Origin of the sequence: Pseudaminobacter soli (ex Li et al. 2025) (genome assembly GCF_003012705.1) — a bacterium.
GTDB classification, from domain to species: Bacteria; Pseudomonadota; Alphaproteobacteria; order Rhizobiales; family Rhizobiaceae; genus Pseudaminobacter; species Pseudaminobacter soli.
Genome location: NZ_PXYL01000001.1, coordinates 501,262 through 512,806, shown reverse-complemented (window position 1 = coordinate 512,806; position 11,545 = coordinate 501,262). Strand labels below are relative to the sequence as shown.

At 64.0% G+C, this 11,545-nt stretch carries 11 protein-coding genes; 1 reads left to right on the top strand and 10 read right to left on the bottom strand.

Features of this window, described 5'->3' with window-relative positions; translation table 11 throughout:
- Positions 1-39 precede the first annotated feature (39 nt).
- The 10 genes from C7I85_RS02425 to C7I85_RS02380 form a co-directional block, all read right to left on the bottom strand.
- On the bottom strand, positions 40-1,494 hold the full coding sequence (locus C7I85_RS02425; RefSeq protein WP_106722344.1) for an APC family permease: 1,455 nt from the start codon (positions 1,492-1,494) through the stop codon (positions 40-42).
- Positions 1,495-1,568: 74 nt separating this feature from the next.
- Positions 1,569-2,084, bottom strand: a complete 516-nt coding sequence (locus C7I85_RS02420) for a flavin reductase family protein (RefSeq protein ID WP_106722343.1) — start codon at positions 2,082-2,084, stop codon at positions 1,569-1,571.
- A gap of 6 nt (positions 2,085-2,090) precedes the next feature.
- Positions 2,091-3,431 carry a glutamine synthetase family protein gene (locus C7I85_RS02415; protein ID WP_106722342.1) on the bottom strand — a complete coding sequence of 447 codons (1,341 nt, stop codon included), beginning with the start codon at positions 3,429-3,431 and terminating at the stop codon, positions 2,091-2,093.
- On the bottom strand, positions 3,421-4,110 hold the full coding sequence (locus tag C7I85_RS02410) for a TetR/AcrR family transcriptional regulator (protein WP_106722341.1): 690 nt from the start codon (positions 4,108-4,110) through the stop codon (positions 3,421-3,423). Before C7I85_RS02410 ends, C7I85_RS02415 begins: the two co-directional genes overlap by 11 nt.
- Positions 4,107-5,399, bottom strand: a complete 1,293-nt coding sequence (locus tag C7I85_RS02405; RefSeq protein WP_106722340.1) for an alpha/beta fold hydrolase — start codon at positions 5,397-5,399, stop codon at positions 4,107-4,109. Before C7I85_RS02405 ends, C7I85_RS02410 begins: the two co-directional genes overlap by 4 nt.
- A gap of 5 nt (positions 5,400-5,404) precedes the next feature.
- Positions 5,405-6,718 carry an acyl-CoA dehydrogenase family protein gene (locus tag C7I85_RS02400; RefSeq protein ID WP_106722339.1) on the bottom strand — a complete coding sequence of 438 codons (1,314 nt, stop codon included), beginning with the start codon at positions 6,716-6,718 and terminating at the stop codon, positions 5,405-5,407.
- Positions 6,719-6,736: 18 nt separating this feature from the next.
- Positions 6,737-7,789 carry a peptidase M29 gene (locus C7I85_RS02395; RefSeq protein ID WP_106722338.1) on the bottom strand — a complete coding sequence of 351 codons (1,053 nt, stop codon included), beginning with the start codon at positions 7,787-7,789 and terminating at the stop codon, positions 6,737-6,739.
- A 103-nt stretch (positions 7,790-7,892) separates the two neighbouring features.
- Positions 7,893-8,570 (bottom strand): flavin reductase family protein, encoded by a 678-nt coding sequence (locus tag C7I85_RS02390; protein ID WP_245444760.1) that lies wholly within the window; start codon positions 8,568-8,570, stop codon positions 7,893-7,895.
- Between the two features lie 84 nt (positions 8,571-8,654).
- Entirely contained in the window at positions 8,655-9,575 is a 921-nt protein-coding gene (locus C7I85_RS02385) for a fumarylacetoacetate hydrolase family protein (RefSeq protein ID WP_106722337.1), read from the bottom strand.
- Between the two features lie 11 nt (positions 9,576-9,586).
- Positions 9,587-10,708, bottom strand: a complete 1,122-nt coding sequence (locus tag C7I85_RS02380; protein WP_106722336.1) for a cupin domain-containing protein — start codon at positions 10,706-10,708, stop codon at positions 9,587-9,589.
- A 138-nt stretch (positions 10,709-10,846) separates the two neighbouring features.
- Between C7I85_RS02380 and C7I85_RS02375 the strand changes: the two genes are divergently transcribed.
- Complete coding sequence (locus C7I85_RS02375) at positions 10,847-11,533, top strand: GntR family transcriptional regulator (RefSeq protein WP_106722335.1); 687 nt, start codon at positions 10,847-10,849, stop codon at positions 11,531-11,533.
- Positions 11,534-11,545 lie beyond the last annotated feature (12 nt).

Sequence of the window (11,545 nt, the reverse complement as noted above, 5' to 3'; positions counted from 1 at the left end):
AAATCTCCGCGCCGGGGGCCTAGGCATTAGTGCAGCAGATCAGACGTGGTTGTGGCCCATCCGGGCGAAGCGTGCCGGATTGGTCTTTTCCAGTCGCCGTGCCAGAAAGTAGCCAACCACAGCGGCAGCCGGGATCAGCGACGGCAGGATGATGCCGAGCGCGCCACCGGTGGTGCCGGTCAGATCGCCGAAGTTCATGAAGATGTAGACGAACAGCGCCGCCATGATCACCCCTGAAACCAGGGGCAGGATCAGGGTGGACAGCGGCGAACCCGCAACGCCGTGCCGGCGGAAGAAGACGATCACCGAAACAGAGGTGACGGTCATCATGCCGAGCACGCCCAGCGTGCCGACCTGGCTGATCCAGGTGAACATGTTCAGCACCGGGTCGAGCCCCAGACCGGCAAAGAATGCCAGAACGATGAGCGCGCCGATGGTCTGGACCACGGAGCCGATATGCGGGCTCTGGTGGGCGTCATGCGTGCGGCCGAAGGCAGCCGGCAAAAGCCCTTCGCGCCCCGCCACATAGCTGTAGCGCGCGATGTAGTTGTGGAAGGCCGAAAGGGCTGCGAACAGGCTCGACACCAGAAGGATGCCCGCGATCGCCGGCACCGGGCCGCCGACATATTGGCCGGCAAGGTCGAAGAAGAACATCGACGGGTCGGGGAGGCCCTGTATCGTCGGCACCAGCTTGTCGGCACCCACGCCCACGATCATCAGCCAGGTCGTGAAAACGAAGAAAATGCCGATCATCAGCACCGAGAGATAGGTGGCGCGCGGAATGGTCTTTTCCGGCTCGCGCGCCTCCTCGGCATAGATGGTCGTCGCCTCGAAGCCGATGAAGCAGCCCAGGCAGAACAGAATCGCCGCCGTCAGCGAGCCCGAGAACATGGCGTTCGTGTCGAAGAGATTGAACGACAGACCGCCGGCACCGCCCTTGCCTAGAATGGCGAAGTCGACGATCAGCACGACCAGATATTCCAGCGCCACCACGAAGACGAGCACCTTGGCCGACAGGTCCACCTGCCGGTAGCCGAGGAAGCCGACTAGCGCTATGGCCATCAGGCTCCATCCCCACCAGGGCAGCGTCAGGCCGAAATCAGCGAAGACGCCGGACGCGATGCCGCCGAAAAGGCCGATCAGGCCGAACTGCATGGCGTTGTAAGCGACCAGCGCCGTGATCGCTACCGCGCCGGCAGCACGACCGCCCAGGCCGCGCGCGGCATAGGCGTAGAAGGCGCCTGCATTGGTGACGTGCCGCGACATCGCGACATAGCCGACCGCGAAAGCCAGCATGACGAGGGTCACGAAAATGAACGTGGCCGGAATGCCGGCGCCGTTGCCCAGCATGAAGGCCAGCGGCATTGCGCCCGCCACGCCGGTCAGTGGCGCAGCGGCCGAAATCACCATGAATGTCACGGCGATCAGGCCGAGCGAATTCTTGCGGAGCTGGTTTGTACCGACCCCCGCTCCTACTCCCGTTATATCTGTCATAGTTGTCGTTCCTCTCTCTTTGATTTGTTGGCGCCGGTCTTGCCGCCGACTGCCCGTGATGTTTTGAAAGCTCCTCAGTTGCCGGGGGGCAGTCGCACGGCGCGCCGATAGGTGCGCTGGCCATAGAGCAGCGCCGCCGGGCTTTCCGAAAGCCGCACGGACGTGACGCGCCCGACGATGATGTGATGGGTCTCCCATAGAAGCGACGTCGCCACGCGGCACTCGAACGCCGCCGTCGCCCCGTCGATCATCGGCTGGCCCAGCGGGCTCGGCACCCAGGCCGCCCGGTCGAAACGAGCTGCATGCTCGCCTGCCCCGATACGACCGGCAAAGAGGTCCGATACGTCCTGCTGGTCCTCCTGCAGAAGGTTCGCGCAGAACGCCCGGTTCTTCAGTATGGCCGGCGCGGCCGGGCTGAGCTGGTGGATGCAGGCCAGCAGCGAGGGCTGGTCACCATCGGCCGAAACCGAGGTGAGCGAACTGATCGTCACCCCGTAGCGGCCAGCTTCGCCATCGGTCGTGGCGACTGCCACGAAGGTGGCGGCGCGGCTCATGCCTTCCAGAAAACGGGCGCGCAGGTCTACATCCATCTTGGTTCACCCCAGATCGAAGAAGCGTTCCAGTTCCACATCGGGAACCTTGCGGCGGAATTCGTTGTGCTGGCTTTCGCGGGTGGAGGTGAAAGCTTCGACGAAACGCGGTCCAAACCAGTCCTTCGCGAATTCCGATTGACGCAGCCGGTCGATCGCCTCGGGCATGGAGCGCGCGAAATCGCGGGGCGCCTCCTGCGTGTATCCGTTGCCGATGGTCTCTGGCTCGGGTTCGATCTGTTCCAGAATACCGGCCACGCCTGCCGCCACCGTGGCGGCGACAGTAAGGTAGGGGTTGGTGTCCGCGCCCGGCAGCCGGTTTTCTACGCGCAGCGAGCCGGCATCGTGGCCGACGATGCGGAAGCAGGTCGTGCGGTTCTCAAAACCCCAGGTCAGGCCGGGAGGCGCGAATGTTCCCGGCGCGAAGCGGCGGTAGGAATTGACCGTCGGTTGGAAGAGGAGTGTAAGGTCGCCGATATAGGTCTGCAGGCCGCCGATGAAGTGGCGGAAGGTCTGCGACACGGCGTTCTTCTGCGAAGAGTCGTGGAAGATCGAGTTGCCTTCTCGGTTCTTCAACGAGACATGGACATGGATCGACTGACTGTCAGCCGCTTCTGTCCAGCGTGGCATGAAGGTGACGCACTTGCCCTGCCTCTGGGCCAGGGCGCGCAGAAAATTCTTCAGGAGCACCAGTTGGTCGGCGGGCTCAAGCCCCTCCCCAGCGGCGATGCAGGCTTCGAGGAAGCCGCCGCCGATCTCCTCATGCATCTTGGCTAGGTCGATGCGCAGCGGCTCGCACATTGCGGCAACTGCTTCGTACCATTCCGTCTGCTCGACTTGATAGAGCACCAGGTCGTGGCTGTTGTGCTGGGTCGCGGTCTTGAGATTGCGATAGCCCTTGGCGCGCGCGCTTTCCGGCGTCTCGTCGAACAACGTGTATTCGAGCTCCATGCCGTAGCGTGGCAGGTATCCGGCCTTGGCCACGCGGTCGAGCACGCGCTTGAGGATTGAGCGCGGGCAGAGTTCGGCCGTATCGCCGGAATAGTTGGAGAGCACTAGCAGGTCGTGCCCTGGCTTCGACCATGGCAGACGACGAATGGTAGCGGGGTCGACGACCAGCGGGTCGTCGTGGAAGTCGGAGCTGCCGTCGGAGACGCCGGGGATCGTCTGAACCACATCTGTGGGGTCCAGCGCCAGGGTCACCGGCGACATGCCCATGCCGCTTTTCGCGATCCCTTTCAGGCTACCCACGGAAACCATCTGCCCGCGTAGAAGCCCGTTGGTGTCGGTCATCGCGACCGTGGCAAATCGGCTGGCCGGATCGGCCAGGTAGTCGTCAATCGTCATGTTCCACCTGCTGAAGGGAGTGGGCGCTTATCAGCGCCTCTAATTTGGCCAGATCCTCCTCTGGCCGGGTCGAATAGGCTTTTAGGAATACCCTGAGGCCGTTGTTCAGATATCGCGCGACCTCCGCGCGGTTGGGGAGATGGTCGGGCATGTAAAGAGCCTGGGTTCGCGGGGCCGAAAGGATCAGGCCCCAAAGGTCCTGCGCGGCCAGTTCCGCATCCTCGAAGGCGAGCTGTCCGGCAGCCCTGCGGCCTTCCAGATAGTCCATGATCCCGCGCAGAAGACGGTCGGGACCGGATTCCTGATAGGCGCGGCCGATTTCGGGGAAACGCTGCACCTCGCCGATGATCAGGCGCGCGAGCGACAGGAGGTCGGGGCGCATCACCGTATCGGCATAGTCCCAGGCAAAGCCGTGGAGATCGGCCACAATGCCCTTGCCGGAGGGATGCTGGAAGAACTCCAGCATCTGGTCGCGCTCGCCCAGCATCATTGCCGAGAAGAGCGCTTCCTTGGACGCGAAATACTGGTAGAGCGTCGGCTTCGACAGGCCCGCCTCGATGGCCACGGCATCCATCGTCGCGCCGGAATAGCCGGTCTCGGAAAAGACCTTCAGCGCAGCCTCCAGAATGCGCCGCTCGCGTTCAATTCGGTTCTGCTGGCGGCGCGGAAGAGCGGTCATTGCGGAAGCTTTCTCAGGAAATCCAGAAGGATGCGGCTGTAGGCTTCGGGCTGCTCGACATTGCAGACGTGGCCCGCATCTGCGATGGTCTCGTAGCGCACGTCGGCCATTGGCGCCTCAGCCAATATGCGGCCCGCAACGCCCCGGATTTCGGCGGGCGATGCTAGCCGATCGTGTTCGCCCGTCGTCATCAGCACCGGCATGGTCAGCCGCGAAAAGTCGAACCGCTCGGGCGGGTTGGTGAAACAAACCAGCGCATCGCGGTAGGTCTGGGCCGGGATCGCGGCCATCGAGTCGAAGAGCTGCCTCTTCACCTCATCCGAGGCATTCGGTCCAGCCAGTACTTTCACCACCGCCGGCGCGAAATCCGCCGGTGTCTGGCCGGCATCGAGCGGCACTTCGCGGCTGACGCGGAAAGCTTCCCGCTCCTCCGGCCCTGCCTCCGACATGCCGGTGCAGCCGCCCGAAAGGACGAGCCCCGCCAGCAGTTCGGGATGGCGCATGGCAAAGGAGGTGGCGATCCAGGAGCCGTAGGACAGGCCCACCAGAACCAGCTTGTCGGCACCGAGGGCGTCGCGAATACGCAGGATGTCAGCGCAATAATCGTCAATTGTGGACTGGTTCGCGCCCAACGTGCTGCCGCCATATCCTCGCAAATCGACCGCGGCCGCGCGCATCACATTGCCCGCGGCGGCAAGTTGCGCCCGCCAGTTCCAGCGCGCCCCGCCGATGCCGTGCAGGAACAGGCAAAGCGGCCCATCTCTTGGCGGCGTCACGGTCAGGGACAACCGAGGCTGTTCGCCGAAGCTGAAATCCTCTGTGGCCACCGGCTCGGGCGGCCCCTCTTGGATGGTCGCCGCGCCGAGTTGCGCACGCTCCGAAAGCGCTGCGATGCCGGCCTCAAAGACGGGCCTGGTGCCTGCACAGACCGCCGCGGCCCGCACCGCATCCGGTGCCTCCACCGTGGCGGTCCATTCGATGACGCTGCCGCCGCCCTCGCCGGCGGAGACGGTCATACGGGCGTCGTAACGCTCGATGCCGGCGATGCCGTCCAGATGCGTGTAGCCGAGCGACCTGTCGCTGTCGCTGAACCAGGTGAGCTGCTCGCGGTAAAGCGTGTCTTCGCCGTGGACGGTGAAGGCGCGGATCAGCGATCCGCGTTCATCGCGCTCCTCGCGGATCGCGACGATGCCCGGATGCCAGTGCCCGCAAAAGTCGCCGGCAATTGCCCAGACCGCCTCGGGAGAGGCTGGGCAATGACCGATGACCTGGACTTGGTCGAGCGGCATGGGAGCTACCGGACCGCGCGAGCGCCGCTGCCGGCATCGCCCCGCCACAGCGAGTTGCGGGCACCGCCCTCGTCGCCGGGAGCGTGGTCGAGCTCGTCCATCTCGTAGAGGGCGAGCACGCCGAGATAGTCCTCCATGATCTCCGAAGTGAAGGGCAGCATCAGCGCGCCGCAGCGGCTGTCGCGATACATGCGCTCCAGCGGCAGCGAGCGCAGCATCGACTGGCCGCCGCAGGTGCGGATCGCCATCGAGGTCATCTCGGCAGCGCCCTCCATGACATTGTACTGCGCCGCATACATGCGCAGGACTTCGGCCTTGGTGGGAAAGCCCTTGGCTTCGCCAAAAGCCTGCCACCAGAGCGCGCGCATGTTGGCGAGGCGCGCATACATCTTGCCGACGGCGATGCGCTTGGTGGCGTACATGCGCCGGTCGATCGGCGGTTGGCCGGGGATCTTGCCCTTCAGGTAGTCCACCATGAAGTCATAGGCGCCCTGCGCCACGCCCATATAGGTGGGCGACAGCGTGATCATCATGTGCGGCCAGTTGGGCAGCGTCTTGTTGAAGATGCCGCGCGGCATCAGAAGGTCGTCAGCGGTGACGAAGACATCCTTCAGGATCAGGTCGCGGCTGTTGGTGCCGCGCATGCCGAGGGGGTCCCACTCGCCCTTCACGCTGAGGCCCGGCGTGTCCTTGTGGACGACGAAGAGCATCGTGTCCTCGTGGCGCGGCTCCTGGCCTTCGAACACCTCGGTGCAGACGATCGTGTAGTAATCGCAATAGCCCGCCAGCGAGGCGAACTTCTTGAAACCGTTGATCTTCCAGCCGCCCTCGACCTTGCGGCACTGGGTCTGGTTGGGTTTTGAGGTCCAGTTCTGGCCGCCCTCGGAAATCGGCTGCGAGAAGATCGCCTTCTTGGCGACGGCGCGGCGGAACTGGCGCTCGCGCAGCGGGGCGAAGGTGGCCTTCTCCTCCGGCGTCAGGTTCGGCATGTCGAACATGAAGCGCGACCAGGCCATGGACGAGTTGTGCATGTTGAAGGTCAGCGCGGTGGCACCGCAATATTTTCCGATCTCGGCGCCGACCATGGCGTATTCCGACATCGAAAAGCCCCAGCCGCCGAATTCCTCGGGGATGCAAAGGCCCAAAAAGCCTTCATCAGCGAGATCCCTGTAGTTTTCGACCGGGAAGGAGGCGTCGTCGTCGACCGCCTTGGCGCGACCGGCAAAGCGCTCGCGGCCCAGTTCGTTCACCCGGTTGAGGACGTTCTGGACCTCCGGCCGGATGCGGGACAGGTCGTAGTAATCGGCAATTTCGCTCATGCTATTTCTCCGAAGGCGTCAGAGCGCCAGCTCCCCTTGCAGGACGCCGTTCTTGACGACGATCTTATTGTCCAGTGCGATGGTGCAGTTGCGCATCGGCAGGTCGAAATGGCCGAGCGTGTAGCGCCCGGCATATTGGTTGGCCCCCGTGGACCACAGGAACGACCCCGCCAGTGCGCGGAACTCGACCGCCTGCATGTCGCGCTTGTCGTACATTGCCGCCGAGACCCACCGGGCACGCGGGTTCATGCCCCAGCCGACATGGCTCATGCCGTAGGCGTTGCGGTCGTCCCAGGCCTCCATGTATTCGCGGAAATGGATGGCATCGATGCCGTCGCCCTTGATGGCGGTGACGAAGTCGTTCTCGACCGTGAAATCGATGCGGCTGGTGAGCGTGCTCTTGAACGTCAGGTTCATGTCGCCGACGTCCATGACGATGCGGCCGTTGACGGCGTTCTGACCGGGGAAAGCCAGGCACAGCCCGCCCGGCCAGTGCGCCACCGCGCCGGGCTGGGTGCCGAAGCCGGGCGTGCCGCCGCAGGGCGCGCCGCGCAGATCGATGACGAGATCGGTGCCGGCGGCCGAGGTGACACGCATTTCGCTCGCCTCGCGCAGCATCTGGACACCCAGCGCCACCTTCGGGCCAAGCTCCGCCGTCGGCTCGGTGCGCTCGAGGATTTCCGGATGCTCGTTGCAGACCACCAGAAGACGCGTGTTGCCCGCCTCCTCGATCTCCGGCCATTCGGGAGCGTGGATCAGCCCTTCAACGGTGCAGTCCACGATCACTTCGACGCGCTTCAACGCCTCGATGACCGCGCGGTTGTGCTGGATCGCCCATGAGGTTCCGGTCGATTTCACCGGCACCGGCGCGGTCTGGCGCGGAGTGGGCATCTGGATCATGCAGTATTCGGCGCCGAGATCGTGCAGCGCCAGGTCGGACAGATGCACCAGCACCGGCCGCGACTGCGTTTCGGACAAGATGGCAACCTTGGTGCCTTGGCCGATTCCGTTCAGCCTGAAGACGCGGCGGAAGCAATCAAGCCACCGCCCTTCGATGCGCTCTTGCAGCATCGCAACTCCCCCCTTGACACTTCCCCGTAGGGCAAGTGAATTTCTTTACTTGGGAGTTAAGTTTCCTGCTTTCAGCGATGTTGTCAATCGGGATTTTCGAAGATTATGGATTATTCGATGATCCCGTGTCGTGGTGATCCGACCATTCCCGCCATGTCGGGCGCGCCAGGCTGAAGGTGTCGCGGCTGCGCACATAATCGCTGCCATAGGACCGGGCGACGAGATCGAGCTTGGGCGTATCGATATGGGCGCGTTCAGGGTTCAGTACGCAGTCGTCAGCGACGTGCACGGTGAGCACCCGCCCGATGACCACCACCTGCGCAGGACCTGTGACGACCGAGGACAGCGAGACGCATTCGAAGGCGACCGGGCTTTCGGCGATTCGGGGCGGCCTGACACGAGCCGAGGGCTCCGTGGCCAGGTTCGCTAGCGCGAGCTCGTTCACGCCGCGCGGCGCATCGACGGCGGTGACATTCATTGCCCGCACCAGCCGCTCGGGCACCAGGTTCACCACGAACTCACCGGTATCGAGGATGTTGCGGGCCGTGTCCTTAAAACCCGGTTCGGGGTCGCCCATAATTCCGAGTGCGATCGTCGGCGGCGCCGATCCCATCACGTTGAAGAAGCTGTAGGGCGCGGCGTTGAGTCGGCCTTCGGCGTCCTGCGTCACCACCCAGGCGATTGGCCGGGGCATCACCGTGGCCGCCAGAAGCTTGTAGGCATTCTGGGTGCCGACCTCTTCCAGATCGAAGCGCATCAAACCTCGCGAATAGCTACGCATAGGGCCTGCGCCTCCGGAAAGAAGCGCAAGCCCATGCAAGATCCCGCCACGCAAGCGCGCGGCGGCCATATCAATGTTCAGGCCTTATTGCGGCGTGGCGTCCACCACCGGGTGCCGGAGCGTGCCGATAGCTTCCACGCAGGCGACGACCACATCGCCCGGCCACATCCATTCCTGCGGATTGCGCCCGGCGCCCACGCCTTCCGGGGTTCCGCTGGCGATGATGTCGCCCGGCTCCAGCGTGATGCCGGACGAAATGTCGGAGATCAGGTCGTCCACTTTGAACAGCATGTGGCGCGTGTTCGACCGCTGCTTTTCCACCCCGTTCACCGTCAACCAGAGGTCGAGAACCTGCGGATCAGGGATCTCGTCGGCGGTGACGATGCAGGGGCCGAAGGGGGCGTAGGTGTCCTGGCCCTTGGAGAAAATCCACTGGCCGGCGCGGCGGTTGTCGCGGGCTGAGACGTCGATCATCACCGAATAGCCGAACACATGACGGAGCGCGTCTTCCTTGCGCACCCGCCGTGCGGTGGTGCCGATGATCACCGCCAGCTCCACCTCCCAGTCGAGCTGCTGGGTGATCTTCTTGTTATGCTCGATGCCCTCGCCCGGTCCGATCACCGTCGTCGGCGGCTTTGAAAAAATCACCGGCTGCTTCGGCAGGTCCTTCGACGTATCCAGCGTCTTCGCGCTTTCAGCGACATGCTCGACATAGTTGAGCCCGATGCCAAAAATGTTCTTGCGCGGCCGCGGGATCGGCGCCAGCAGCCTTACATTGGCGAGCGCTGTGGCCGTGCCAGCCGGAAACCGCCCTTCGGCCCGATCCAGGCAGTCGCGCAGTGTCTCGAGCCCTGGCCGGCCGGCATCGATCAACTCCAGCATCGTATCGGGCAGATCCTCGCCCTGCGTCGCGGCCAGTTCCGCCACATCCACCACCAGATCGTCGACGATCACGCCGAGCCGCGCCGCAGCCTCGACCGAGGCGCGATAAGTCACAAGTTTCATATGTCTTTCCTTTAAAGTGGCGGCTGGAAGCCGCCGTTCTCGGCAAAAGCCTGCTCGCGATAGAGACCAAGCGCCCGCATTACCGGCAGGTCCGAAAGGCAGAAGAGGCAGGCGTCATCCCGGTCCGAGCCGTTGACATGTTCGTGCCACGCCCAGGAGGGCACGCAGAAGATGTCATGCTCCTGCCAGTCGTAGCGCTTGCCGTTGATGATCGAATGGCCGCTGCCCTTGGCGACATGGTAAAGCCCGCTGCCGGTGTGGCGGTGCGCCTTGGTATGCTCGCCGGGGCGCAGCATCTGCATGCTCGCGCCCATGGTCTGCATCACCGGCCCTTGCGTGACCGGGTTCACATATTCCATCAGCACGCCGTCGAAGGGCGAGCCTTCGGTGCAGCTCGCATATTTCAGCAGCGACTCGTATGTCGGCAGCCATTCGTATTTGAACATCGGGCTGTAGCCCTTGCTCCAGCTCTGCCCCATCGGCTTCAGGCCCGGATTGCCCCAGGTCTTGGTCATGTCGTCGACCTCGTAGCCGACGGCCTGCCGGAGGTCCGGATGAACCTCGTAGAAGTTGGCCTCCATCGCATTGACGAAGGGGATGTCCAGCCCGTCCTGCCAGATGCAAGGGCTGCCCGTCGCCTCGACCCCATGCTCGTGCCAGGTGCCGTTCGGTGTCAGCACGAAATCGTTCGCGCCCAGCGTCATCTTGTGGCCGTCGACGACCGTATAGGCGCCCGAGCCCTCCATGATGAAGCGGATAGCCGATGCCGAATGGCGGTGGGCACTCGCCACCTCGCCCGGGTTCATCACCTGAAGCCCGGCGTATAGCCAGCCCACGGCAGCTGCCACGTCGCTGCGGCCGGGGTTGTTCAGATAGATGACTCGCCGCCCCGCCTTTTCCGGCGTCACCAACTCCATCGAGCGCAAAACGTGCTCGCGCAGGTCGCGGTAGCGCCAGATCACCGGCACCGATTGCGATTTCGGCTCCCAGGGCTCGATCTTGTTCGCCACCGTCCACAGCGCACCGGCGCTGAAGCGGTCCAACTCGTCATAGTAAGCCAGAAGCTCGGGCGTATCCTCGACATTCGCCCGCCCGGCGACATCCTCGCGATGATTCTCACGCGGCTTTGCCATGCGGCCCTCCCGTTCCGCTGTTCCCGTTGCCGGAAAAATGGGGCAACGGCTTTTCGATAGCAACAATAATTTTCGAAAATCTTTGGATTTGCCGACAGGCCGGGCTATGGGATAATTCCAGGAGCAGAGGAAAGCCGCATGACTCTTGCCGAAAAAGCCTATGACGCTTTGCGTCACGACATCATCCGGGGCGAGCTTGCGCCGGGGCGCCCGCTGCGCCTTGCCGATCTGAGCGAACGCTACGACATGGGTTTTTCTCCGCTCCGCGAGGCACTGAACCGCCTGCAAGCCGAACGGCTGGTTACGGCCGAGTCGCTGCGCGGCTTCAGAGTCGCGCCGCTTTCGCTGGACGAGTTGCACGACGCGACGTCGCTGCGCATCCTGATCGAGACGGAAGCGCTGCGCGCTTCGATCCGGCTTGGCGATGATTCCTGGGAAGCGGGAATCGTCTCGGCCCTCTACGCTCTCAACCTCCAGGCAGGCCGCACGGGCCCCGAAGCGGACATCTGGGAGCTGGAGGCACGACACCATGCCTTCCACCGCGCGCTGCTCGCCGCTTGCAACTCGCCCTGGACGCTTGAATTCGTCGAACGCCTCTATGTCGCGACCGAGCGCTATCGCATTCCGATTCTGCTGACTGCAGCACTTCCGGCAGGACGCGACGTCCAGGCCGAGCACAGCGCGCTTGCGCAGGCGACGCTCGAGCGAGATGCTGACAAGGCAGTCGCGCTCTTGCGCGAACACTATCTCAGGACGGTCAACGATCTGGCCGAAGCGATCCGCCAGAACGAGTCCGACACGCCTCTGGCCAAGGCCGCCAGGTAGGCGGCGAAGGGC